The 24,450-nt window shown below is 63.9% G+C and carries 27 protein-coding genes and 1 tRNA gene; 20 read left to right on the top strand and 8 right to left on the bottom strand.

The window, feature by feature from the left end; translation table 11 throughout:
* Positions 1-247: 247 nt before the first annotated feature.
* The 5 genes from cysK to hrcA all read right to left on the bottom strand — a co-directional run bounded on the left by cysK (position 248) and on the right by hrcA (position 5,003).
* Entirely contained in the window at positions 248-1,228 is a 981-nt protein-coding gene (cysK, locus tag MESOP_RS03995; RefSeq protein WP_013892039.1) for a cysteine synthase A, read from the bottom strand.
* A gap of 181 nt (positions 1,229-1,409) precedes the next feature.
* The gene (locus MESOP_RS03990; protein WP_013892038.1) at positions 1,410-2,027 is read right to left on the bottom strand and encodes a LysE family translocator; all 618 of its coding nucleotides are present in this window, start codon (positions 2,025-2,027) and stop codon (positions 1,410-1,412) included.
* Positions 2,028-2,175: 148 nt separating this feature from the next.
* Complete coding sequence (locus MESOP_RS03985) at positions 2,176-3,528, bottom strand: PQQ-dependent sugar dehydrogenase (RefSeq protein WP_224728691.1); 1,353 nt, start codon at positions 3,526-3,528, stop codon at positions 2,176-2,178.
* A 125-nt stretch (positions 3,529-3,653) separates the two neighbouring features.
* Positions 3,654-3,851: a hypothetical protein gene (locus tag MESOP_RS03980; RefSeq protein WP_013892036.1), complete on the bottom strand. Its 198-nt coding sequence runs from the start codon at positions 3,849-3,851 to the stop codon at positions 3,654-3,656.
* 69 nt (positions 3,852-3,920) lie between these two features.
* Positions 3,921-5,003, bottom strand: coding sequence for a heat-inducible transcriptional repressor HrcA (gene hrcA / locus MESOP_RS03975; RefSeq protein WP_041164512.1), 1,083 nt, complete (start codon positions 5,001-5,003; stop codon positions 3,921-3,923).
* Positions 5,004-5,222: 219 nt separating this feature from the next.
* On the opposite strand from hrcA, the gene rph reads away from it, so the two are divergent.
* The 6 genes from rph (at position 5,223) to MESOP_RS03945 (ending at position 9,180) form a co-directional block, all read left to right on the top strand.
* A complete protein-coding gene (gene rph / locus MESOP_RS03970) occupies positions 5,223-5,939 on the top strand; it encodes a ribonuclease PH (RefSeq protein ID WP_013892034.1) in 717 nt (238 codons plus the stop codon).
* 204 nt (positions 5,940-6,143) lie between these two features.
* Entirely contained in the window at positions 6,144-6,554 is a 411-nt protein-coding gene (locus MESOP_RS03965) for a VOC family protein (RefSeq protein ID WP_013892033.1), read from the top strand.
* On the top strand, positions 6,554-7,231 hold the full coding sequence (rdgB, locus tag MESOP_RS03960) for an RdgB/HAM1 family non-canonical purine NTP pyrophosphatase (protein WP_013892032.1): 678 nt from the start codon (positions 6,554-6,556) through the stop codon (positions 7,229-7,231). The genes MESOP_RS03965 and rdgB overlap by 1 nt, the downstream gene beginning before the upstream one ends.
* Positions 7,228-8,391: a radical SAM family heme chaperone HemW gene (gene hemW / locus MESOP_RS03955; RefSeq protein ID WP_041163988.1), complete on the top strand. Its 1,164-nt coding sequence runs from the start codon at positions 7,228-7,230 to the stop codon at positions 8,389-8,391. The genes rdgB and hemW overlap by 4 nt, the downstream gene beginning before the upstream one ends.
* Before the next feature lie 2 nt (positions 8,392-8,393).
* Positions 8,394-8,717 (top strand): low molecular weight protein tyrosine phosphatase family protein, encoded by a 324-nt coding sequence (locus MESOP_RS03950; RefSeq protein WP_013892030.1) that lies wholly within the window; start codon positions 8,394-8,396, stop codon positions 8,715-8,717.
* Positions 8,718-8,742: 25 nt separating this feature from the next.
* Positions 8,743-9,180, top strand: a complete 438-nt coding sequence (locus MESOP_RS03945) for an EamA family transporter (protein WP_013892029.1) — start codon at positions 8,743-8,745, stop codon at positions 9,178-9,180.
* 73 nt (positions 9,181-9,253) lie between these two features.
* Here MESOP_RS03945 and MESOP_RS03940 read toward each other — a convergent pair whose 3' ends face one another.
* Positions 9,254-9,448, bottom strand: coding sequence for a hypothetical protein (locus MESOP_RS03940; RefSeq protein WP_013892028.1), 195 nt, complete (start codon positions 9,446-9,448; stop codon positions 9,254-9,256).
* Positions 9,449-9,616: 168 nt separating this feature from the next.
* On the opposite strand from MESOP_RS03940, the gene rsmI reads away from it, so the two are divergent.
* Positions 9,617-10,531: a 16S rRNA (cytidine(1402)-2'-O)-methyltransferase gene (gene rsmI, locus MESOP_RS03935; protein WP_013892027.1), complete on the top strand. Its 915-nt coding sequence runs from the start codon at positions 9,617-9,619 to the stop codon at positions 10,529-10,531.
* Positions 10,524-10,901 carry a YraN family protein gene (locus MESOP_RS03930; RefSeq protein WP_013892026.1) on the top strand — a complete coding sequence of 126 codons (378 nt, stop codon included), beginning with the start codon at positions 10,524-10,526 and terminating at the stop codon, positions 10,899-10,901. Before rsmI ends, MESOP_RS03930 begins: the two co-directional genes overlap by 8 nt.
* Positions 10,902-11,000: 99 nt before the next feature.
* Here the strand turns inward: MESOP_RS03930 and MESOP_RS03925 are convergent, their stop codons facing one another.
* Positions 11,001-11,807, bottom strand: coding sequence for an undecaprenyl-diphosphate phosphatase (locus MESOP_RS03925; protein WP_013892025.1), 807 nt, complete (start codon positions 11,805-11,807; stop codon positions 11,001-11,003).
* A 320-nt stretch (positions 11,808-12,127) separates the two neighbouring features.
* Here MESOP_RS03925 and MESOP_RS03920 point away from each other — a divergent pair, with 320 nt between their 5' ends.
* From MESOP_RS03920 to MESOP_RS32930, 12 genes are all read left to right on the top strand, one after another.
* Positions 12,128-12,820, top strand: coding sequence for a glutathione S-transferase family protein (locus MESOP_RS03920; RefSeq protein WP_013892024.1), 693 nt, complete (start codon positions 12,128-12,130; stop codon positions 12,818-12,820).
* The gene (gene queG / locus MESOP_RS03915) at positions 12,801-13,955 is read left to right on the top strand and encodes a tRNA epoxyqueuosine(34) reductase QueG (RefSeq protein ID WP_013892023.1); all 1,155 of its coding nucleotides are present in this window, start codon (positions 12,801-12,803) and stop codon (positions 13,953-13,955) included. The genes MESOP_RS03920 and queG overlap by 20 nt, the downstream gene beginning before the upstream one ends.
* Positions 13,952-14,851 carry an SDR family oxidoreductase gene (locus MESOP_RS03910; protein WP_013892022.1) on the top strand — a complete coding sequence of 300 codons (900 nt, stop codon included), beginning with the start codon at positions 13,952-13,954 and terminating at the stop codon, positions 14,849-14,851. Before queG ends, MESOP_RS03910 begins: the two co-directional genes overlap by 4 nt.
* 50 nt (positions 14,852-14,901) lie before the next feature.
* A complete protein-coding gene (gene mepA / locus MESOP_RS03905; RefSeq protein ID WP_013892021.1) occupies positions 14,902-15,981 on the top strand; it encodes a penicillin-insensitive murein endopeptidase in 1,080 nt (359 codons plus the stop codon).
* A gap of 179 nt (positions 15,982-16,160) precedes the next feature.
* Complete coding sequence (locus MESOP_RS03900; protein ID WP_013892020.1) at positions 16,161-17,180, top strand: glucokinase; 1,020 nt, start codon at positions 16,161-16,163, stop codon at positions 17,178-17,180.
* Between the two features lie 143 nt (positions 17,181-17,323).
* Positions 17,324-19,183: an ABC transporter ATP-binding protein gene (locus MESOP_RS03895; protein ID WP_013892019.1), complete on the top strand. Its 1,860-nt coding sequence runs from the start codon at positions 17,324-17,326 to the stop codon at positions 19,181-19,183.
* A complete protein-coding gene (gene dapB / locus MESOP_RS03890) occupies positions 19,180-20,043 on the top strand; it encodes a 4-hydroxy-tetrahydrodipicolinate reductase (RefSeq protein ID WP_013892018.1) in 864 nt (287 codons plus the stop codon). The genes MESOP_RS03895 and dapB overlap by 4 nt, the downstream gene beginning before the upstream one ends.
* Positions 20,044-20,083: 40 nt before the next feature.
* Positions 20,084-20,704 (top strand): 2,3-bisphosphoglycerate-dependent phosphoglycerate mutase, encoded by a 621-nt coding sequence (locus MESOP_RS03885; RefSeq protein ID WP_013892017.1) that lies wholly within the window; start codon positions 20,084-20,086, stop codon positions 20,702-20,704.
* A 75-nt stretch (positions 20,705-20,779) separates the two neighbouring features.
* Positions 20,780-20,864: transfer RNA gene (locus tag MESOP_RS03880), tRNA-Leu, on the top strand.
* A 340-nt stretch (positions 20,865-21,204) separates the two neighbouring features.
* Positions 21,205-21,420, top strand: coding sequence for a hypothetical protein (locus MESOP_RS34830; RefSeq protein ID WP_013892016.1), 216 nt, complete (start codon positions 21,205-21,207; stop codon positions 21,418-21,420).
* Positions 21,421-21,500: 80 nt separating this feature from the next.
* Positions 21,501-22,547: a nucleotidyltransferase family protein gene (locus MESOP_RS03875; RefSeq protein ID WP_140572366.1), complete on the top strand. Its 1,047-nt coding sequence runs from the start codon at positions 21,501-21,503 to the stop codon at positions 22,545-22,547.
* Between the two features lie 35 nt (positions 22,548-22,582).
* Positions 22,583-23,743, top strand: coding sequence for a hypothetical protein (locus MESOP_RS32930; protein ID WP_140572367.1), 1,161 nt, complete (start codon positions 22,583-22,585; stop codon positions 23,741-23,743).
* A gap of 145 nt (positions 23,744-23,888) precedes the next feature.
* Here the strand turns inward: MESOP_RS32930 and MESOP_RS03865 are convergent, their stop codons facing one another.
* Positions 23,889-24,446 carry a DUF6428 family protein gene (locus MESOP_RS03865; protein WP_013892013.1) on the bottom strand — a complete coding sequence of 186 codons (558 nt, stop codon included), beginning with the start codon at positions 24,444-24,446 and terminating at the stop codon, positions 23,889-23,891.
* Positions 24,447-24,450 lie beyond the last annotated feature (4 nt).

Genomic DNA, 24,450 nt, shown 5'->3' with positions numbered 1-24,450 from the left:
TTTTTTCAGCGGGCCAGGATTGCTATGCAACCTTGAAAATTGGCGAAAGCAGTGAGGCGCGTAATCTCCCCCTCGAGGGGGAGATGTCGCCGAAGGCGACAGAGGGGGTCGCCTCACATAGAGCGCCAACTTTCATCTCTCGCAAGGAGATCGCATCCGGTCGAACCGACCCCCTCTGGCCTGCCGGCCATCTTCCCCTCAAGGGGGGAGATTATGCTTTTCGAACGCGGCGCGAACGGCTGTGAAACTACGCCCCGAGACCTTCAAACAGGATCGTCGACAGATAGCGTTCGGCGAAGTCGGGGATGACCACGACCAGGGTCTTGTCCTTGTTTTCCGGCCGCGAGCCGACGACGATTGCCGCCTGCAAGGCGGCACCCGAAGAAATGCCGACCGGCACGCCCTCGAGGCGGGCGACAAGACGGGCATTGGCGACGGAGTCCTCGTTCGAGACCTTGACGATCTCGTCATAGATCGTGGTGTCGAGGATTTTCGGCGCGAAGCCGGCGCCGATGCCCTGGATCTTGTGCGGGCCGGGCTGGCCGCCCGACAGCACCGGCGATGCCTCCGGCTCGACGGCGACGACATGCAGCGAGGGCTTGTGCTTTTTCAGCACCTGGCCGACGCCGGTGATCGTGCCGCCGGTGCCGATGCCGGCGACGAAGATGTCGACCTCGCCATGCGTGTCGTTCCAGATCTCCTCGGCCGTCGTCTTGCGGTGGATCTCCGGGTTGGCCGGGTTTTCGAACTGCTGCGGGATGATCGCGTTGGGGATGGTCGCGGCCAGCTCGTCGGCCTTGGCGATGGCGCCCTTCATGCCTTTCGGGCCCTCGGTCAGCACCAGTTCGGCACCGAGCAGCGCAAGCATCTTGCGGCGCTCGACCGACATCGTCTCCGGCATGGTCAGGATCAGCTTGTAGCCCTTGGCGGCGGCGGCGAAGGCGAGCGCGATGCCGGTGTTGCCCGAGGTCGGTTCGATCAGCGTGGTCTTGCCGGGAGAAATCTTGCCGGCCGCCTCCAGCGCCTCGATCATCGCCACGCCGATGCGGTCCTTGACCGAAGCGATCGGGTTGAAGAATTCGAGCTTGGCGACGAGCTTGGCTACGATGCCCTTCTCCTTGGCGAATTTGTCGAGCCGCACCAGGGGCGTGTCGCCGATCGTGTCGGTGATGGAATTGTAGATGCGGCCGCGGCCGGGGGCGCGGGCGGAGGTGACGGGCTTGTTCATTGGTTTCGCTCCCAGGAGTCAGGCAAGTAATTTCAGGCAATTGGCGGCAAAGGGCCTTCGGTCGCGCAAGATAGACCGTCAGCGAAGAATATCCGAGTGGGGCGCATCTCTAAAGCGCCTGCGTCTCGGAAAAGCGTTTTCCGAAAAGGCCGATATCTGGAATATTTTGGCCGAGCAGGGGCTATTGGCGGGCAGCGATCGCCGCCGCGGCGCCGACCATGAAGCCGGCGGCGGTGCGGTTCAGCACCCTTAGCGCACGCGGCGATTTCAGGAACCAGCGCGCCTTGGCGGCCAGCGCAAGGTAGGGCACCAGCACGACGAACAGCACGACGATCGTCAGCGCGACGAGAATGCCGTAGTCGGCCAGCGTGATGGTCTTCAGGTCGACGATGGTCGGCGTGATCGCCAGGTAGAAGATCATCGTTTTCGGATTGCCGAGCGTGACGGTCAGCCCGGCGAGGAAACTCGACGCCAGTCCACCCTTGCCCTTCCGGGCTTCGACGGTTTCGGGTGTGATGCCGGCGGTCCAGAAGCGCCAGCCGAGAAATGCCAGATACGCGACGCCGGCCCATTTGATCGCCAGGAACACCATGCCGAAAGTCTGCGCGACGAAGGCGAGGCCGAGCACCACGGCGGTCAGGTAGGTGAGGTCGCCGAGCATCAGGCCAAAGGACATGGCCAGCGATGAGCGGAAGCCGGAGCCGAGCGCCCGCGCGACAAGCGCGGTGACGCCGGGACCTGGAATGGCAGCGGCTATGCCAAGGGCGGCACTGTAGGCGAGAAAGCCGGTGAGGGTCATGGCTGGTGGTCCCAGATTGGCCTGCCTTGTCGCATGGAACGGACCAGAATTGAATTCTCTGGGGACGGAATCCATTGCACCAGACATCCGAGATACGTCGCGCTGGCCCGCTCATCCGGGTGACGGGGCCTGCGCCGGCGCTGCAGGATCAGGAACGGCCGTCGCCATAGGTCACGCGCCAGATGGTGCCGTTGCCGTCTTCGGTCACGATCAGCGCGCCATCCTTGGCCACCGTCACGCCGACCGGCCGGCCCCACACCTCGCCGTTGGAGACGACGAAGCCGGTCATGAAATCCTCGTATTCACCGGTCGGCTTGCCATCCCTGAACAGCAGGCGCACGACCTTGTAGCCGGTCCGGTTGCCACGGTTCCACGAACCGTGGAGGGCGACGAAGGCATCGCCGCGGTATTCCCTGGGAAATCCCGCGTTCGCGGGCAGGTCCTTGCCGTCGTAGAAGGCGATGTTGAGCGGCGCCGAATGCGCCTGCATCAGCACATCGGGAATATCGACCTTGCCGGCAAGGTCGGGGCGCTCGCCCTTGTGGCGGGGGTCTTCGTTGTTGCCGATATAGTACCAGGGCCAGCCGTAGAAGGCGCCTTCCCTGACCGATGTGGCGTATTCGGCTGGCGTGTTGTCGCCCAGCGCATCGCGCTCGTTGACGACGCACCACAGCGCGCCGGTCGCCGGCTGGACGGTCATGCCCGAGCAGTTGCGCAGGCCGGTGGCGACGGTGCGGCCGTTCTTGCCGTCGGGGTCGAAGGCCTGCACGTCGGCGCGTCCCTCTTCGGAGCCCCAGGCGGCGCCGAGCGGCTTTGACTTGACCCATGCCTCGAGCCCGCCCCTCGGCCTCTTGCCCATGTCCCCGGCGGCGTTCGAGCCCGAGCCGACCGAGAGATAGAGCGTCTTGCCGTCAGGCGAAAAGGCGATGTCGCGCGTCCAGTGATGGTTCGATGGAATGTCGTCGACGATGGTTTCCGGGTCGGCGGATGCCTTGAGATCGCCATTGCGGTAGGCAAAGCGCACGATGCTGTCGCTGTTGGCGACATAGACCCATTGCGGATCGCTGCCCGGCGGATAGAAGGCAATGCCGTAGGGCTGGTTGAGATCGCCGGCGAAGATGCTTTTCTCGGCGGGTTTGGCGCTGCCCTCGGTCAAACGATAGACGCGGATCTGGTTGGCTTCGCTGTCGGCGACGAACAGGTCGCCATTGGGGGCTGTGCGCACCACGCGCGGATTGTCGATGCCCGACGCGATCAGCTCGGCTGAAAAGCCTTCCGGCAGTTGCGGTTTGGCGTCCGCCGGCCTTTCGGCAAGGCCAGCGCTGTTCGAGGCCGACTTGGCGACATTGGGCTTCGGCAGGTCTTCCGGCTTGATCAGGCGGCGCACCCCGGGCTTGTCGGCGCGCCAGTCGCCAAAGGCGGCCGGACCCCTCAGCACCGGCTGGTCGGCCTGCTGGGCGAATGCCGCGGTCGTGAGGAGTAGTGCGGAAAGGCCGGCCATTCGGATTCCAGCCATTCGGGTCCCAGCCATTCGGGTCCCAGCTATTCGGGCCATTGTCTTCCTCCACCTGGTCGCGAAGGAAACCAACGGCCGGTTTGTCCCTGGGTTCCGTCTTGCTTCCGGGTTCAGGTCCCGGCGGCGTAAAAATCGTCGTCGAGGCGCTTTTCCAAGGCGACGAGATCCGCCGGCAGCGGCAAGCCCATGGCGCGCATTTCGCGCAGCTTCTCGCGCAGCTGTTCCTGGATTTCGTGCTGGTCTTCCGGCTGGTTGACCATTTCCTCCAGCAGCAGGCTGATCCGGGCCTTGAACTCTTCGAGCGCCATTCTTTTTCTCCTTGGCGGCCAGGAAGCGCAGGAAGTCGCCGCTCGCAGGCCGGCTGAATATCAATACACCTAGCGCAGCATGCGCGATATCAGCTGCGCCGTGTAATCCACCATCGGCACGATGCGCGCGTAATTCAGCCGGGTCGGGCCGATGACGCCGAGCGCGCCGACGACGCGGGCATCCTTGTCGCGATAGGGCGCGACCACCAGCGACGAGCCCGACAGCGAGAACAGCTTGTTTTCGGAGCCGATGAAGATGCGCACGCCTGATCCCTGCTCGGCCAGATCAAGCAGCTGGATCAGCCCGTCCTGCGTCTCCATGTCCTCGAACAGGTGCCGCAGCAGTTCGATGTCCGCCTGCGCGGTGACGTTTTCGAGCAGATTGGCCCGGCCGCGCACGATGAGCCGCGCCGGCAGGCCGCTTTCGGCGCCCGCCCATACCGCCAGCCCCTTCTCGACGAGATCCTGCGACAGCGTGTCCAGCGCTGCCCTTGTCTCTTCCTTGATGCGGGCGATCTCGGTCCGCGCCTCGGCCAGCGTGCGGCCTCGAATATGCGCGTTGAGGAAATTCGAGGCCTCGTGCAGCTGCGAGACGGTGATGCCGGCGGGCAGCTCGACGACGCGGTTTTCGACGTCGCCATTCTGCGACACCAGCACGGCAAGTGCCTTGGTCGGCTCCAGCTGGATGAATTCGATGTGCTTCAGCGCCACCTCGTTCTTGGCGGCCAGCACCAGGCCGGCGCCGCGAGACATGCCCGACAGCATCTGGCTGGCCTCGGTCAGCATATGCTCCAGCGTCGCGCCCGAGCCCGAGGCCCGCACCTGTGCTTCGATGGTGCGGCGCTCCTCGTCGGAGAGATCGCCAAGTTCCATGAAGGCATCGACGAAGAAACGCAGGCCCGCCTGCGTCGGCAGCCGGCCGGCCGAGATATGCGGCGCATAGATCAGCCCGAGATGTTCCAGGTCGCTCATCACATTGCGGATGGTGGCCGGCGACAGTGAGGAGGGCAGGATGCGCGACAGGCTGCGCGAGCCCACGGGCTCGCCATCCCTGAGATAGGAATCGACGATGCGCCGGAAGATGTCGCGTGAGCGCATGTCGAGTGATTGAAGTGCAAGCGACTGCGAACCGGGATCGATTGCCTTGGTCATACGGCCAAAAACCTCCTTGTTCAGGATATAGACTTCGGCACGGTGGGCGCAACCCGGTGTCTGCATCAGATCGCCCGGCGTCTGTGTCAGATCGCCCGGCGTCTGTGTCAGATTGCTCGGTGCCGCGTTTGCGCTCAGCCGGCCATTTTCCTTTGCGCCCTAAGCTTGGTGAGGCTACAAGCCGGCCAAGATTCCGAAAATGACAAGAAAGAAGCCTGAATGCGCCCCTCCAAACGCCAATTCGACGAAATGCGTGCCATCTCCTTCGAGCGCGGCGTCTCCAAGCACGCCGAAGGCTCGTGCCTGGTGAAGTTCGGCGACACCCACGTCCTGTGCACGGCGAGCCTCGAGGAGAAGGTGCCGGGCTGGATGCGCAATTCCGGCAAGGGCTGGGTGACGGCCGAATATGGCATGCTGCCGCGCTCGACTGGCGAGCGCATGCGCCGCGAGGCATCCGCCGGCAAGCAGGGCGGCCGCACGCTGGAAATCCAGCGCCTCATCGGCCGTTCTCTGCGCGCCGTGGTCGACTTGCAGGCGCTGGGCGAACAGCAGATTACCGTCGACTGCGACGTCATCCAGGCCGATGGCGGCACCCGTACCGCCTCGATCACCGGCGGCTGGGTGGCGCTGTACGACTGCCTGCGCTGGATGGAAGCGCGGCAGATGACCAGCGTTTCCAAGGTGCTGAAGGACCATGTCGCGGCGATTTCCTGCGGTATCCATGACGGCCAGCCGGTCATCGACCTCGATTACATCGAGGATTCCTCGGCCGGCACCGACGCCAATTTCGTCATGACCGGCAAGGGCGGCATCGTCGAGATCCAGGGAACCGCCGAGGGCGAGCCGTTCTCCGAAGGGCAGTTCGCGGACTTGATGGGCCTGGCCAAGAAAGGCATCCAGCGCCTGGTGAGTTTGCAGCAGATGGCGGTGGCTTAGGGTCAAATGGCGGTGGCTTAGGTTTTAAATGTCGAGCTTGAACACCCCCCTCTGGCCTGCCGGCCATCTCCCCCGCAAGGGGGGAGATCGGCTGTGGTCGCGGATTTCGCCAACCACCGACGGTGCAAATTATGAACCGGCTTTGACGCTGCCAATCTCCCCCCTTGCGGGGGAGATGCCCGGCAGGGCAGAGGGGGGTGCCTCGTGACTCCCTCTGCCATTCTTGAGTCAGCGCTCTACGTCACAGACTTGCACGCAGCCGAACAATTCTATCGCGACACCCTCGGCCTTCACCTCCTCGGCAAGGTCGAAGGCCGCCACCTGTTCTTCCGTTGCGGACCCGGTGTGCTGCTCATCTTCAACGCCGAGGCAACCAAGATCCCACCCGCGCCCGATGCCAAGCTGAATGTGCCGCCGCATGGCACGGTCGGCGAAGGCCATCTCTGCTTTGCGGCGACCGCCGTGGAAATCGCGGCCTGGAAGGCCCATCTCAAGACGAAGAACGTCGCCATCGAAAGCGAATTCGAATGGCCGCAAGGCGGCCGTTCGATCTATATACGCGACCCCTCGGGCAATTCGATCGAGTTTGCCGAGCCAAGAATCTGGGGCCTTTGATGCATTCGCCAACTGTTCACTCACTTGACGGCAAGAAGATCGTCGTTGCCAGCCACAATGCCGGCAAGCTGCGCGAGTTCGCCGACCTGATGCGGCCGTTCGGCTTCGAGGCGAAGTCGGCCAAGGACTATGGCCTGCCGGAACCCGACGAAACCGGCACCACTTTCGAGGAAAACGCCTACATCAAGGCGCTGGCCGCCGCAAAGGCGACCGGCCTGCCGGCGCTGTCGGACGATTCCGGCCTGTGCGTCGACGCGCTCGACGGCGCGCCCGGCGTCTACACCGCCAACTGGGCTGAAACCCCCGACGGCGGCAGGGATTTCGCCATGGCCATGCAGCGCACCGAAGTGGCGTTGCAGGAAGTGGGAGCCGCTTTGCCGGAGCAGCGCAAGGGCCGCTTTGTCGCCGTCATCTGCCTCGCCTTCCCCGACGGCGAGGCCGAATATTATCGCGGCGAGGCCGAAGGCACGCTGGTCTGGCCGCCGCGCGGCGAGCTCGGCTTCGGCTACGACCCGGTGTTTCTGCCGGATGGGTTCGACAAGACCTTCGGCGAGATGAGCGCCGCGGAAAAGCATGGCTGGAAGCCTGGCCAGGCGACCGCGCTGTCGCACCGCGCCCGTGCCTTCCAGAAATTCGCCCAGGCACGATTGGATCTGGCGAGATTGGGCGAGGCATGAGCATGCTGCTCGACCGGGCCCCCGGCTTCGGCGTCTACATTCATTGGCCGTTCTGCGCGGCCAAATGCCCTTATTGCGACTTCAACAGCCATGTTCGCCACCAGCCGGTCGACCAGGAGCGCTTTGCCGCCGCCTTCGAGGCGGAACTGGCGACGATGCGCCAGCGCACCGGCCCGCGTGAGGTGACAAGCATCTTTTTCGGCGGCGGCACGCCCTCGTTGATGAAGCCGGAAACCGTGGCCAGGGTTCTGGACGCCGTGGCCAGGAACTGGACCGTGCCTGACGGCATCGAGGTGACGCTGGAGGCCAATCCGTCCTCGGTCGAGGCCGAACGGTTTCGCGGCTACCGGACGGCCGGCGTCAACCGCGTCTCGCTCGGCGTGCAGGCGCTGAACGACAAGGATTTGCGCTTCCTCGGACGCCTGCACAATGTCGAGGAAGCCTTGCACGCCATCGGGCTGGCGCGGGAAATATTCCCAAGGCTCTCCTTCGATCTCATTTACGCCCGGCCCGGCCAGACGCCGGAGGCCTGGGCATCCGAGCTCGAACAGGCGATCGGCCATGCTGCCGACCATCTGTCGCTCTACCAGCTGACGATCGAGGAAGGCACGCCCTTCCACGCGCTGCACGCGGCGAAGAAATTCATCATCCCCGACAACGACCACGCCGCCGACCTCTATGCGTTGACACAGGAGATCACCACGGCGCATGGTTTGCCGGCTTATGAGATTTCCAACCACGCCCGGCCGGGCGCCGAAAGCCGCCACAATTTGACCTACTGGCGCTACGGCGAATATGTCGGTGTCGGTCCCGGCGCGCATGGCCGCTTCGTCGAGCATGGCCGCCGCACGGTGACGATCGCCGAGCGGATGCCGGAGACCTGGGCCAATCTGGTCGAGGCCAAGGGCCACGGCATCACCGGCGGCGAGATCCTGACGCGCTCGGAGGAGGCCGACGAGTTCCTGCTGATGGGGCTGAGGCTGGCCGAAGGCATCGACCTGTCGCGCTACGAGGCGTTTTCCGGCCGCGGCCTGTCGAGCGCGCGGCTGTCGGTGTTGCAGGGCGAAGGACTGGTGGCGCCGATCGGCAATACGCGGCTGCGCGCCACACCGGCCGGCATGATCGTGCTCGACGCCGTGGTGGCGGATTTGGCGCGCTAACTTTGAAAAACGTCCTCTTCGTCTGCAGCCAGAACCGCTTGCGCAGTCCCACGGCCGAACAGGTGTTTTCCAAGCGCCAGGATATCGAAGTCGCGTCGGCGGGAACCAACCACGACGTCGATACGCCGCTGACGCATGAGCTGGTCGCCTGGGCCGACATCATCTTCGTCATGGAAAAGGTGCACCGCACCAAGCTGCAGAAGAAATTCAAGGCCAGCCTGACGAAGGCTCGGGTCATCTGCCTCGATATACCCGATAACTACGAGTTCATGGATCTGGAGTTGATCGAGCTTCTTAAGGCGCGCGTTTCACGCTATCTCGGTTGAAACCCTCACGCGCGAGGCCGCCCAAATGAACCTGACCTTCTCCTCCTGGCAATTATGGGCGCTGCTGTCCGCGGCTTTCGCGGCGCTGACGGCGATCTTCGCCAAGGTCGGCATCGAGAACATCAGTTCCGACTTCGCCACCTTCATCCGCACGGTCATCATCCTGGCCGTGCTCGGGGCGATCCTGCTGGCCAGCGGCCAGTTCCAATCTCCGGCCACGATCTCGGCAAAGACCTGGCTGTTCCTCGGCCTCTCCGGTCTGGCGACCGGGGCCTCCTGGCTCTGCTATTTCCGCGCGCTGAAGATCGGCAATGCGGCGCAGGTGGCGCCCATCGACAAGCTAAGCGTCGTGCTTGTGGCGGTGTTTGGCGCGATCTTTCTCGGCGAGCGCCTCTCCGGAGCGAACTGGCTTGGCGTCGCCCTTATCGCGGCGGGTGCTGTGCTGGTCGCCTATCGGGGGTAGCGGCACGCCATGGCGTGCGCTCTTCGTTTCAAGACGGGTGATGAAGATATCGAAGCGATTGGGCATCGTCCGGTCAGTGCTCCGTCGTGCTGTGGGGTTCGGTGTCGGAATGCCTGATGGTTGTCGGCACGGTGCTCATCGGCAAGCCGCGTGCGGGCCGCTTGGTCAGGCTGGCGTCGGTCTCGGCAGGCAGCCGCTTGTCCTTGGCCACGCAGTTGCGGCCGGCATAGTAGGGCTCGAAAGCATCCTGTATCTTAAGGCTGTCCATCATCTCCTCCCGGGGAATTAGGGACTAAATCTGCCAAACCCGGTTTCGTTCCCTACTGTGGCAAAGGAATGGCGATTGCCTTACATCGACGTGAGTTTTGCAAGCCCGCGCCAGCCATGCCAAACAAGGATTTGGCAGGCCAAACAGGGCCGAACGGAGAGTTGATCTGTGACCGGTGAGACGGGCAAGCGCAGCTATGTGGTCGGGCAGGCCGAGATCGCGGCCCGGCCGCTGGAGCCGGCGCTCTATCTGGTGGCGACGCCCATCGGCAATCTCGCCGACGTCACGCTGCGCGCGCTGGAGACGCTGGCCGCCGCCGACATCGTCGCCTGCGAGGACACGCGGGTGTCGCGCGTGCTGCTCGACCGCTACGGCATCCGCCGCCGCACCACGGCCTATCATGAGCACAATGCCGGCGAGGCCGGGCCGAAGCTGATATCGGCGCTTCAGGCCGGGCAGAGCGTGGCGCTGATTTCCGATGCCGGCACGCCACTGGTGTCCGATCCAGGCTACCGGCTGGTCGGCGAGGCGCTCGACCAGGGCATCCGCGTCGTGCCGATCCCCGGTCCGTCGGCACCGCTTGCCGCGCTGACGGCATCGGGCCTGCCGTCGGACGCCTTTTTGTTCGCGGGCTTTTTGCCGGTCAAATCAGGCCAGCGGCTGACACGGTTGGAAGCCTTGAAAGCGGTGCCGGCAACGTTGATCTTCTTTGAATCGCCGCGCCGGCTGGCTGAGTCGCTCGGCGCCATGGTTGAAGCCCTCGGCGGCGAACGCAAGGCCGCTATCGGCCGCGAATTGACCAAGACGTTCGAGGAGATGCGCACCGGCACGCTGCAAGCGCTGGCCGATTACTATGCGGCTGCCGATACGCCGAAGGGCGAGATCGTCGTCTGTATCGGCCCCGCCGAAGCCAAGGCGGACGAGCCCAAGGATATCGACCGTCTGCTGTTGTCGCTCGCCGCTGAAATGCCGGCCTCCAAGGCAGCGGCGGAGGCCGCGAAAATGACTGGCGGTCAGAAGCAGACGCTTTACCGGCGGCTGCTCGAACTCAAGGATGCCTCTGGAGAAGGCGACGGTGGCTGAGCGTCCGAGCGCCAGTCGCCAAAAAGCCTATCGGCGCGGCCATCGCGGCGAATGGCTGGCCGCAGTGGCGCTGATGCTGAAGGGCTACCGGATCCTGGCGCGCCGCCACCGCACCCGCTTCGGCGAGATCGACCTCATCGCGCGGCGCGGCGACCTCGTGCTGTTCGTCGAGGTCAAGGCGCGCCGCACGCTGATGGAGGCTATGGAGGCTATCGGCCACGAATCGGAGCGCCGCATCGAGGGGGCGGCCGACATCTGGCTGTCGCGGCAGGCGGATTATGGCAAGCTGTCGATGCGGTTTGACATGGTCGCCGTGCTGCCTTGGCGCTGGCCGGTGCATGTCGAGAACGTGTTTTATGGGAGGAGTTAGAGGGTTACTTGCCGGCGTTGCTCGCCCTTCGCGGGCTCAGGGCGTTCGTCGTTCGGAAAGCCAAGCAATTGGCTTTCCGTCCGCTACGCGGACCACTCCTCACCCCCAGATCATCAACGCCACCAGCCCGACGCCGCCGACCACCAGCCGCCACCAGCCGAACAGCGAGTAGCCGTTGCGTGAGACGTAATCGAGCAGGAAGCGCACCACGATGAGCGCCGTGACGAAGGCGGCGACGAAGCCGATGGCGATGATCGGCAGGTCGGCACTGCTCAGCACGTTGCGGTTCTTGAACAGGTCGAAGGCGAAGGCGCCGACCATGGTCGGGATGGCGAGGAAGAACGAAAATTCCGCCGCCGCCCGCTTGTCGACGCCCAAAAGCAGCGCGCCGACGATGGTCGAGCCCGAGCGCGAGGTGCCGGGGATCAGCGACAGGCACTGGAACAGGCCGATCTGCAGGTAAAGCCGGGTCGGAAACCGCTCGACGTCGCGATAGACCGGCTTGAGGTTCATGCGGTCCACCGCCAGCAGCACGATGCCGCCGATGATCAGCATGATGCAGATCAGCCTTGGCGATTCGAACAGCACCGTCTTGATGAAATCATGCGCCAGCGCGCCGATGATCGCCGCCGGCAGGAAGGCGATGAGGATGCCGATGACGAAATGCCTGGTCAGTCGGTCGTGCGGCAGTTCGAGCAGCATTTTCCAGAGGCGGCGGAAATAAACGCTGAGGATCGCCAGGATAGCGCCGAGCTGGATCAGGATCTCGAAGGCCTTGCCGGTCGAGTGGAAGCCGAGGAAATGGCCGGCGAGCAGGATATGGCCGGTCGAGGACACCGGTATGAACTCGGTCAGCCCCTCCAGCAGGCCGAGCAGCAGGGCTTCGACGAAGGTCTGGCTTTCCATGGCTACCTCGGCATTTGCGTGATGGCTGACAGAACGGCTTGCTTGTCATGGCTTGCAAGTCCCCCTATAGGTCGCAACACCCTGACGGCCCGCTAACCGGGCGGCCAAGACTTACCGGTGCGCCCTGCGATTCGCCAGTGTGGCAATCCGGAATTCGCCACAGCTGGGACGAGCGCGATGCGCGAATTCCGGATTCTGAGCCACACTGCCAACTTAAGTTCTGGTGTGGTTTGGATTTGAAGTTCCTGAACGCGGATGCCGTTGAGGGGACAGGAACTTCAAATCCGAACCACACCAGTGCGCTTTATCATCGCGGAACCATGCTGACGCTTTTCCACCATCCCATGTTCGCCACCTGCCGCTTTGTCCGCCTCGCCTTTGGCGAGTATGGCGAGGAGCTGGCGCTGATCGAGGAGAAGCCGTGGACCCGGCGCAAGGAGTTCCTGGCGCTGAACCCGGCCGGCACGCTGCCGATCCTTTTGGCCGAAGGCGACGTACCGATCGTCGGCGCAACGGTCATCTCGGAATATCTCGATGAGACGCGCGGGGTCTTGAAGCGCGACAAGCGGCTGTTCGCCGAGGATCCGATGCAGCGCGCCGAAATCCGCCGGCTGATCGACTGGTATCTCAACAAGGCCGAAAGCGAGGTCACAAGGCATCTGGTGCGCGAGCGCGTGCTGAAGCCGATCATGCCGGAAACGGCGGGCGGCGGCTCACCCGATTCAGGCGCGATCCGTGCCGCGCGCGCCAACATCCGCCAGCATATGAAATACACCAACTGGCTGGCCGGCACCCGCCATTGGCTGGCCGGCTCCAGGGTCACCTATGCCGATCTCGCCGCCGCCGCGACGCTGTCGGTGCTCGACTATCTCGGCGAGATCGACTGGCGCGAACATACTGCTGCGCGCGAGTGGTACACGCGGGTGAAGTCGCGGCCCTCCTTCCGGCCGCTTTTGACCGACCGAGTGCGCGGCCTGTCGCCGGTGTCGCATTATGCGGACCTCGACTTCTGACGCCGCGAAACTGCGCGCGCTGATCGACGCGGAGGCGCGTCGCGCCGGCTTCGACGCCGTCGCCGTCACCTCTCCCGATGCGATCCCGTTGGCACCGGCGCGGCTGGCCGAATTCGTCGCCGATGGTTTTCACGGCTCGATGGACTGGATCGCCGAGACGCTTGCGCGGCGCAGTGAGCCTTCCACGCTCTGGCCTGAAGTGCGCTCTATCATCGTGCTGGCGATGAACTACGGACCGGACCACGATCCGCGCGACCTGCTGGCCAGGCGCGACCGGGGCGCGATCTCGGTCTATGCGCAAAACCGCGACTATCACGAGGTGATGAAGGGGCGGCTGAAGGAGATCGCCGGCAAGATCGTCGCGCGCGCCGGCGGCGACGTCAAAGTCTTCGTCGACACAGCACCGGTCATGGAAAAGCCGCTGGCGGAAGCCGCGGGCCTGGGCTGGCAGGGAAAGCACACCAATCTGGTCAGCCGCGAACACGGTTCCTGGCTGTTCCTCGGCACCATCTTCACCACTGCGGAGCTTGTCCCCGACAGCGCCGAGATCGACCATTGCGGCTCTTGCCGCGCATGCCTCGATGCCTGCCCGACCGATGCCTTCCCGGCGCCCTATCGGCTCGATGCACGGCGCTGCATCTCCTATCTCACCATTGAGAACAAGGGGCCGATCCCGCATGAATTCCGCGAGGCGATAGGCAACCGCATCTATGGTTGCGACGATTGTCTGGCCGCTTGCCCCTGGAACAAGTTCGCCCGGGTGGCTTCCGAGGCAAAACTCGCCGCGCGCGACGATCTGCGCGAACCGGCGATCGCCGACCTGCTCGAACTGGACGATGCGGCCTTCCGTGCCTTCTTCTCGGGCTCGCCGATAAAGCGCATCGGCCGCGACCGCTTCGTCCGCAACGTGCTGATCGCAGCCGGCAATTCCGGCGATGCCGCGCTTGCCGGCGCCGTGCGTGGACTGCTGGACGATGCCTCGCCGCTGGTGCGGGGCGCGGCAATATGGGCGCTGGCGCGGCTTGTGCCCGAGACCGAATATGCCGAACGGGCCGCCATCGGCCTGGCAACCGAGAACGATGCGGCGGTGCGCGAGGAATGGCGCCTGGCGCGGCCAAACAGGGCACAGGCATGAGCGAAAGACAGGTCTTGATCTTCGGCGCCGGCTACTCTGGCAAGGCCTTTGCCCGCGCCAACAAGGATGCCACCGCGATCGTCGGCACCACGCGCTCTGAAGAAAAATTCGAGGCGCTGCGCCAGGCCGGCATTGAACCGCTGTTGTTCGACGGCGCGCTGACCGCTGAAGTCGGCGAGGCGCTGAAGAAAACGACGCATCTGGTGGTCTCGGTCGCCCCGGACGACGCCGGCGATCCCGTGCTGAATGCCGCCCGCGCGACGATCGCTCGCATGCCGGCGCTGGAATGGATCGGCTATCTCTCCACCGTCGGCGTCTATGGCGACTATGGCGGCGCCTGGGTCGATGAAACAGCCGAATGCCGGCCGGTGTCGAAGCGCTCGGTGATGCGGGTCGCGGCGGAACAGGATTGGCTGAAGCTCGGCCGGGACATCGACCGGCCGGTGGCGATCCTGCGGCTATCCGGCATTTACGGTCCGGGCCGCAACGCTTTGGTCAATCTGGAAAACGGCACGGCAAGGCGGCTGGTCAAGCCGGACCAGGTGTTCAACCGCATCCATTGCGACGACATTGCCGGTGCGCTCTGGCAGCTCATCGGGAGCAACAAAGGCGGCATCTTCAACGTCACCGACGATGAGCCGGCGCCGCCGCAGGATGTCGTCGCCTATGCCGCGTCGCTGATGGGCGTCGAGCCGCCGCCCGAAATTCCTTTCGACACCGCCCAACTTTCGCCCCTGGCGCGGTCTTTCTATGGCGAGAACAAACGGGTCGCCAACGCGGCGATCAAGGCAACGGGTTATCGCTTTCGCTTCCCGGATTACCGCACCGCCTTCGACCATATGTGGGCTGACGGCAACTGGCGCGACGGCGAGGCGCGCAGCCCGATGAAGCGCTGACTGTTGCGTGCTATGATTCGGTCTTGGGATTGCGTTGGGGATCCGGTTTCATGAACATGGCGATGCGGCTGGGCAAGAAATCACTGCTGGCGGCAGCATTTGGCCTGTTCGCTCTCGCCGCGCAGCCTGCAATGGCCGAGGAGCGGGCCAAGGACTTGTTCGGCGCCAAGAAACTGCCGGCGGCGACCGCGGCGCAGTCGATCGGCTTCTACTCCAAGGGCTGCTTTGCCGGCGGCGTCGCCATTCCCATGGACGGCCCGACCTGGGAGGTGATGCGCCCCTCGCGCAACCGCCGCTGGGGCCATCCGGCGATGATCGCGGTGATCGAAAAATTGTCGCGCGACGCTGCCGCCGATGGCTGGCCCGGCCTTTTGATCGGCGACATTTCGCAGCCGCGCGGCGGCCCGATGATGACCGGCCATGCCTCGCACCAGATCGGCCTCGACGCCGACATCTGGCTGACGCCGATGCCCAGCCGGCCGCTGTCGGCGGCGCAGCGCGAATCGATGAGCGCCACCTTGATGGTCGACGAGAAGACCCATCTGGTGAAGGACGCATTGTGGACGCCGCAGCATACGGCGCTTCTGAAACGGGCGGCGAGCTATCCACAAGTCGAGCGCATCCTGGTCAATCCGGGCATCAAGAAAAAGCTCTGCGACACCGTCAAGGGCGATCGAACCTGGCTGCGCAAGGTCAGGCCGTTCTGGGGCCACGACTATCATTTCCATATGCGCATCGGCTGCCAGCCGGGTTCGCCCAACTGCAAGGCGCAGGAGGCGACGCCGGATGATGATGGTTGCGGCAAGCCATTGGCCTGGTGGTTCACGCAGGAGCCGTGGCGGCCCAACAAGAACCCCGATGCGCCGAAAGCCCGCGACGTGATGACGATGGCGAACCTGCCCGGCGAATGCCGCGCCGTGCTCGATGCGCCGGGGCCGGCCTCGGCCGAAGCCGCGACCTACCATGGCGGCGCTGTGCCTGTCGCCGTCGTCGCGCCCGAACCGGAAGCGCCGGCACAGCCCGTCACCGCGGTCGGCGGCGCTGGCGATTTGCCAAGCGCGGCCAATGCGTTCGCGGCCACCCCCAGAATGGGCGCTCCGGTGCCGCGGCCACGACCGCCGGCAAACTGACTGCCGCGCACAATGACAGCGTCCCTCGCCCCGTTTACGGGGAGAGCATGCCGGCAGGCAGGTGAGGGGCGGCGTCAGCGCTTGAAAACTGGCACTGAAGCGGCTTTCCCTTTGCGGGACCATGCGCTAGTCAACGACGAGGCGGTGAGAAGCTGCCGAGAACGAGGCGGACGAAGAGCATGGCAGGCGATGACGACACTTTGCTGCGGTTTCCGATCCTGATCGGCGACATCGGCGGCACCAATGCGCGCTTTTCGATCGTGCTCGACGCCAATTCCGAACCTACCGAGCCGCAAATCGTCCAGACCGCCAACTACAACACCATCGACGAGGCGATCCAGGCGGCCGTGCTCGACCGCTCGTCGGTGCGGCCCAATTCGGCGGTGCTGGCGGTGGCCGGGCCAGTCGATGGCGACGAGATCGAACTCACCAACTGCCCCTGGGTGGTCAAGCCCAAGCAGATGTTCGCCAATCTTGGCCTGAGCGATATCGTCGTGCTCAACGATTTCGAGGCGCAGGCGCTGGCCGTCGTCGCGCTCGGCGAAGAGCACATGGAAAAGATCGGCGGCGGCACGCCGGAGCCCAATGCCGGGCGTGTGGTGCTCGGACCCGGGACCGGCCTCGGCGTTGCCGGGCTGGTCCATGCGCTGCGCCACTGGATCCCGGTGCCCGGCGAGGGCGGCCATATGGACATAGGCCCACGCACGCCACGCGATTTCGAGGTTTTCCCGCATATCGAGAAGCTCGAGGGCCGCATTTCGGGCGAACAGATCCTGTGCGGACGCGGTCTCGTCAACGTCTACCGGGCGGTGGCCAAGGCCGACGGCAAGCCCGCGCCGTTCACCACGCCGGCCGAGGTCACCGGCGCGGCATTGGCCAAGACCGATCCGGTGGCGCAGGAAGCGCTGGAAACCTTCGTCACCTGCCTCGGGCGCACCGCCGGCGACCTTGCCCTGGTGTTCATGAGCCGTGGCGGTGTGTTCCTCACCGGCGGCATCGCGCAGAAGATCGTGCCGGCGCTGAAGCAAGGCAATTTCCGCGCTGCCTTCGAGGACAAGGCACCGCACAGTGCGCTGATGCGCACCATGCCGGTCTATGTCATCACCCATCCGCTGGCCGCACTTCTGGGCCTTGCCGCCTATGCCAGGAACCCCTCGCTGTTCGGCGTCCAGACGGCAGGCCGGCGCTGGCAGGCCTGAAGCTCAGGGGTCGCGATCCGCTTGGGCGCCCGCGACGAAGTTAATCAGCCGCGGCCATAGGCAAGCCGGCCGCATGGCGCTAAGAGGGGTGCCGAATTTGCAGCCCGGTCCTACGAGGCGGAAAACCACGAAGCGCTCCCGATTTGACCCTTCAAGCCCCACACAAACAGAAAGTCCGGCCCAGCGAGGTCACGGCGGTGCTCCGCCGCATCCTCGCTGAAAACGGCAATGAGTATCGCTGGACCTATGTCGTTGCCGTCACCTGCCTGCTGATTGTTTCCGGCACCACTGCCTTCACGGCGTGGATCATGGCCCCGATGATCAACCAGATTTTCTACGAACGGCGCGGCGATATGATCGTCTGGATCTGCGCCGGTTTCATGGGCGCCTCCGTGCTGCGCGGCTTCGCCGGCTATGGCCAGGCCGTCGCGCTGGCCAAGATCGGCAACAATCTGGTCGCGCGCTACCAGAAGCGCAGCTTCGACCATCTGATGAAGCTCGGCGTCGACTTCTTCAACGATACGCGTTCCGGTCGGCTGGCGGCACAGGTCAACGAGAATGTCGGCGGCGTTCGCGATCTGCTGTCGCTGACACTGACCTCCATCAGCCGCGACGCGGTCACGCTGGTCGCTCTCGTCGGCGTTATGATCTACCAGGATCCGGTGTTGTCGCTCAGCTCGCTGCTGATCGGCCCGCCGCTGATCTGGGCCGTCGTCTACATCACCCGCCGGTTGCGGCGTATCAACCGGGAATCCGTGCTGATCAATTCGCGGCTGAACGGTTCCGTGCAGGAGGCCACGCAGGGCATCGCCATCGTCAAGGCCTTCACCCTGGAGGAGGAGCTGGCGCGCCGCATCGGCATCATGGCCGATACGGCCGAGCAGCGTAACAACAAGATCGCCCGCGTCTCGGAACGGCTGTCGCCGATTTCCGAGATTCTGGGCGGTCTCGCCATTACCTCCGTGCTTGCCTATTCCGGCTACCGGGCGTTGGTGCTGGGGCAACCGCCGGGCGCGGTGTTTTCCTTCATCACCGCGCTGATCATGGCCTACGACCCGGCAAGACGCCTGGCGCGCACACAGGTGGGCATGGAACGTGCGCTGGTCAACGCGCGCATGATCTACGAGCTGCTGGACCTGGAGCCGAAACAGGGCGACGCGCCCGATGCCGTCGAGGCCAGGGTCACCACCGGCGAGGTGCGCTTCGACAATGTGACGTTCGGCTACAGCGCCGACCTGCCGGTGCTAAGGGATCTGAGCTTTACCGCCGCCGCCGGCAAGGTGACGGCGATCGTCGGTGCGTCGGGCGCCGGCAAATCGACGCTGGTGGCGCTCCTGCAGCGCTTCTACGACGTCGACCAGGGCACCATCGAGGTCGATGGCCAGGATATCTCGAAGGTGACCAAGCATTCGCTGCGGCAGTCGATCGCCTATGTGGCGCAGGCACCCTATCTGTTCGAAGGCACGATCCGCGACAACATCCGCTATGGTCGTCTGTCGGCCACCGACGCCGAGATCGAGCAGGCGGCGAAACAGGCGGCGGCCGACGAGTTCATCCGCCAGCAGCCGCAAGGTTACGACACGCCGGTCGGCGAAGGCGGCTCGACCCTTTCCGGCGGCCAGCGCCAGCGCGTCTCGATCGCCCGCGCCATCGTGCGCCAGGCACCGATCCTGCTGCTCGACGAGGCGACCTCGGCCCTCGACAACGAGGCCGAGGCGCGCGTCCAGGAGGCGCTGACCCATGTCATGCAAGGGCGCACGACGATCGTCATCGCGCACCGGCTGTCGACGGTGATCAATGCCGACCACATCATCGTGCTGGAAGAGGGACGGCTGGTCGAGGAAGGCACGCACGCGACGCTGATGGCCGACCCGGACAGCATCTATGCCCGCTTCCACCGCATACAGGGCGTCAAGGGCCTGGGGCTTGTCGACGACAGCGCGCCGATCCAAACTTCGGGTCGAGACCTAGAGACGCAGAACATCGCCGGGAGCACGGCATGAGCGAGACATCGGCAACGACCGGCAAGCCTGCAAGCGATGGCGAGCCTACGAGCGATATGGGCCTCGTGGTGGTGGGCGCGGCCGGCCGCATGGGCCAGACGCTGATCCGCGCCATCCATACCATTCCGGGCGCGCGCGTCATCGGCGCCGTCGAGCGGGCGGATTCGCCGCATCTGGGCAAGGATGCCGGCGAGCTGGCGGGCATCGGCATCATCAATGTGCCGATATCAGACGATCCGCTGCCGGCCTTCGCCAAGGCCGACGGCGTGCTCGATTTCACCACGTCGGCCTCGACGGTCGAATTCGCCGGCTACGCGGCGCAGGCGCGCATCGTCCATGTCATCGGCACCACCGGCTGCTCGGCGCAAGACAATGCGAAAATCGCTGCCGCCGCGCGCCACGCGACGATCGTCAAGTCGGGCAATATGAGCCTCGGCGTCAACCTCCTGGCGGTGCTGGTCGAACAGGCGGCGCGCGCGCTCGATGCCGACGATTTCGACATCGAGATCCTCGAAATGCACCACAGGCACAAGGTCGACGCGCCCTCGGGCACGGCACTGCTGCTCGGCGAGGCCGCCGCCGCCGGACGCGATATCGCGTTGGCCGGCAATGACGTGCGTTCACGCGACGGCCACACAGGCGTGCGAAAAACCGGCTCGATCGGCTTTGCCACGCTGCGCGGCGGCTCTGTCGTCGGCGACCACAGCGTGATCCTGGCCGGCACTGGCGAGCGCATCACGCTGTCCCACCATGCCGAGGACCGTGCCATCTTCGCCCGCGGCGCCGTCAAGGCGGCGCTTTGGGCACGCGGCAAGAAGCCGGGGCTGTATTCGATGCGGGACGTGCTCGGCTTAAGCTGAGCCAGACCGTCACATCTAGTAGGGATTGTAGGGAGCAAACATGTCGAGAACCCTCGTGCTCGTGCGCCACGGCCAGAGCGAATGGAATTTGAAGAACCTGTTCACCGGCTGGCGCGATGTCGATCTGACCGAGCAGGGCCACGCCGAGGCCAAGGCGGCCGGCCAGAAACTCAAGGCGCGCGGCCTGAAGTTCGACATCGCCTTCACCTCCGCCCTGATCCGGGCGCAGAAGACCTGCCAGCACATTCTCGACGCCGTCGGCCAGAGCGACCTCGAGACCATCCGCGACCAGGCGCTCAACGAGCGCGACTATGGCGACCTTTCCGGCCTCAACAAGGACGATGCCCGCAAGAAGTGGGGCGAGGACCAGGTGCATGTCTGGCGCCGCTCCTACGACGTGCCGCCGCCCGGCGGCGAAAGCCTCAAGGACACTGGCGCGCGCGTCTGGCCCTATTACCTGCATGACATGCAGTCGCACGTGCTGCGCGGCGGCACAGTGCTGGTCGCCGCCCATGGCAACTCGCTGCGCGCGCTGATCATGGCGCTGGACGGCAAGTCGGGCGAGGAGATCGTCAAGCTGGAGCTCGGCACCGGCGTGCCTGTCATCTACCAGCTCAACGCCGATTCCACCGTCGCGTCGAAGGAAGTCCTGGAGGGCTGAGCCGGCAAGCAGCGAACCGCTTTGAAAAAAGCGCGTTGACAGCAATCACTTGCCCGCTTACATGAGCCCGCACCAGCCCAGATGGCGGAATTGGTAGACGCGCACGGTTCAGGTCCGTGTTCCGCAAGGAGTGGAGGTTCGAGTCCTCTTCTGGGCACCAAATTCCCGTTTCGAACCGTTTTGTATGGTTCAGACGTTTAGACAAAAAGCCCGGTTCGTCCGGGCTTTTTGTTATTCCGCGGCAGCAAGCTGTCGGCCCTGAGATGGGCGGTGAAGTTGTCGCGACCTGGTCGGTCCCCACGCGGATCGCTACTCCTTTCGATATCCAAAACCCGACGATCGCCGACAAACGGACGATGCCCCTAAGCCAATATAGGAGATAGGAGATGCCACTGGATATGTGGTCAGGCAGTGCCCCGCAATATACGCTCGCCTTCTTCTACTAGGATCTATCAGACTGATGTGGTGACAGACACAAGCGCGGCAAAGGAGGTTTTCAGATGGACGGGAACGACGGCAAAGAAGACCCGAATGCGCATTCGCAGTTGGCACGACGTGATTTCATCAAAGGAGTCGGAAAATTTTCGGTTCTGACACCTCCAGCAGTGACCTTGCTGCTGGATGTGAGCATGAATTCCCAAGCCGTGGCGGCGTCGGGAGGTCTCTCGGGTGGCAAGCCCGCTGAAACTGGGGGCAAGGCCGGGAGGGGCGGCTAGCCCGGGTCCAAAAAACTTCGCTTCGGCATCGACACCCCACAACCACCCGGGGGCCGGCACCGATAGAAAGAGCATCCGTGTTGACCGAAATCCAAAACATTGATGCACCCACCGCGGATGTCGGCCCAGTTTTCGAGACCTTACGATCGGGATCCAGTTTTCAACTTGTTTGCGCCGCTCTCACGGTCGGCATGGTGCATCCGCTCCAGTGGGATGCGGTTATCGTGGAAGCGAACCGGCACCTCATACTTCCAGCTTTGTATGTTTTCTTGCGGGATCGCGATCTCCTCCGTTTTGCTCCGACCGACGTGGAGAAGTATCTCGGTTTTATCCACCACCTGAACGAGTTGCGAAACCTTCGCTTGCGGCAACAAGTCTTGGAATTGGTCAAAGCGCTGAATAGCGTCGGCATCGAGCCACTTCTGATCAAGGGAGCAGCGCTTCTTCTGGCGCTCCCGGAGAGTCGCTTAGGTGCAAGGATGGTCAGTGACCTGGACGTTGTGGTTGACAATGAGGTTATCGAGACTTGCGTAGCGCAGCTTGTCAACCTCGGTTACAGGCCGCTTGCGGGTGACCCTGGTGTCCATGCCTACGGGAAATTCTATCGACCATCCGATGCAGGATCCTTGGACCTGCATCTACGACCGCCGGGGCCTGTGGCGCTCTTTTCTACAGATGGAGCCGTCCGCAGCCGGGTCGTTGAAGTGGCCGGGGCGCGGTTGAGGCTGCCTAGCCCGGAGGAATGGGTGACGCACCTTATTGTGCACGACATGATTCAAGACCGAAGGTTACGCACGGGTGAAGTCGATTTGAGGCGGTTGCTCGACTGCCGTGAACTCCTGGCTCTCGGTTACGATATCGATTGGAGTGCCGTTTGTCGAAGACTGCCCTCAGGGCGGCTAGCACTTGGCCGTGAAGTTTTCATGTTGAACCTACAACGCCTAATCGATGTGAAGATCGAGGGGCACGTCAGTGGCATCTTACCGCGAATTCTTTATCGCCGTCAGATCGCGATCAAGCACAACGTGTCATATCGACGATTGGATCGGCTCGGACTTTCTGTAGCTCGAAGTGCTTGGAGGATTATAAGGCTTCACAAGGTTCAGCGGCGGTGGGAACGCGCTTGACCTCACGGCGGGCGCTCGGTCCGTGGGTGGGGACCGTGCCCATTACTCCGGCGTTTGGCGCCGTGGCCCATAAGCTCGATTCCGACGTTGTCATGTTTTCGGAGTCGCAGCAGCGTATATACCGCCTGGACAAAGACTCTGGATCCGTCTGGTTTGACATTGTTGCTGGAACCCAGCCCGACACGGTGACACAAAATTTTGCGAGGCGGGTTAAATGTGCGCCTGACGAGGCGAGCGGCTATGTCTCGAATTGCGTGGCGCAATGGCTAGCCATGGGCTTCTTGTGCCACTGGCCACAACAAGGGTCGCTTCCATCCGTCCTGCCCCTCAGGCAAACCAGCGCAGCAAAGGCAGGGGATATTTACAGCATCGCAGGTGCTCGGATTGCGATTTCCTTTGCCGATGCGCGATCAAAAAAAGCCTGGGAAGCGCTCGCGGGTCATCTCCGAAAACAAGCGGCCGGTTCGTCCAAAACGCAAGTCGTGGAGGCCAATCTATCGGTCGACCAGTACCGAGACGGCTACAGGATACGAGGCCTATCAAGTGACTTTACTGAATATGCCGATCCTGCGGCGGTGGCTGTTGGACTGAAGGAAGCCGTGATGCACGTCGTACTTGATCGACAGCCGTATTGGATCGCGCTGCATTCGGCTGCGCTCCGTGCGGATGCAGGGGCGGTTCTGCTGGCCGGCGCTTCCGGCCGTGGCAAGACGACCTTGGCTGCGCTGCTAAACGCGTTAGGGATGTCGGCCTTCTCTGACGATGTCACCTTGGTGTCTTCGCGGCGGCCGCGCATATGGGGTATGCCCTTCAGTTTTGCCGTGAAACCAGGGAGCTGGGATCGGCTGCGGTCATCGGTTCCGTCCCTGGATCGGTTGCCTGAATTCCGGCGTCCGGACGGCCGCACGGTTAAATATCTGAAGCCATTTCGCCACTGCGAAACGGCCGATAAAGTCTCCGCCATCATCTTTCCGCACTTTTCTGGCGGGAGTTCTCTCCAGATCTCAACCTTACCCAAAATGACGGGGCTGCTTGCTCTCTTACAGGAGGCAATCAGTGGCAGTCGTCAGTTGAGTGCCGCTGTATTCGGTTCCATTTGCCAACTGCTGAACGACGCGGAAGTTATCGAAATGACCTATGGTGACGGCATTGCGGCCGCAGAATGGGTAACAATGCACTTCAAGCCCTGTTCTTAGCACCATGGTCGATGACTGCGCCTGCGGCCGGGTGGCTGAATGCCGGGTCGTCGGAACTTTGGCGGATCGGAGATGCACAGCCCCTTTGGCCTTGGGGTGAAGTGTCCAATCCGCGTGGGCTCTCTGCTCGGCGGCCAGCCAAATGTCAGCTGCAGCACGTTTTTCCATCAATTGCCGGTGCACAACATGAGGCGTTGGCCTTCTGTTGCTCCTCGAGCCATCGGTCGCGCGGCTTGCAGCTCGCTGGTCGCGGTGACAAGTCGACACGCACGGTGCCCGCGACTAGTTCGGGCACGGCCGCGCTGTAGAGTTGCATGGGCCGCACGCCGTCGCTGACCTCGAAGGTCAGCTTGGCCGAATGGTCGAGCCCGACATGCTCGGTTACCTTGCGGATGATGGCCGAGAACCTGGCCGCCGGCATATGCGTGCGCTCGGCCTCATCCACATCCAAAAGCTGCACAAAGATCTCCGACCAGGATTCGGGATTGGCACCGCAATCGAGGGCGGCGAACTGGCCGGCCTTCACCTCGGTCACGTGGTAGCCAGATCGCACCGCGCGTCCGTCATAGACAAACACCAGGGCCTTTTCCCCGTGGGCAGACAGGAACCCAAGCAAGCCGTCTATGGTGATGTCGGCCGAGCCGGGCGGCAGGACATGGTCAAATTCGGTGTTGTCAAATTCAGTGTTGTCAGGGGCGAGCATCTGC

This window comes from Mesorhizobium opportunistum WSM2075 (assembly GCF_000176035.2).
In the GTDB taxonomy this organism is placed as follows: domain Bacteria; phylum Pseudomonadota; class Alphaproteobacteria; order Rhizobiales; family Rhizobiaceae; genus Mesorhizobium; species Mesorhizobium opportunistum.
The sequence above is the reverse complement of the archived record's forward strand: the minus strand, read 5'-3'. Positions and strand labels throughout refer to the sequence as shown.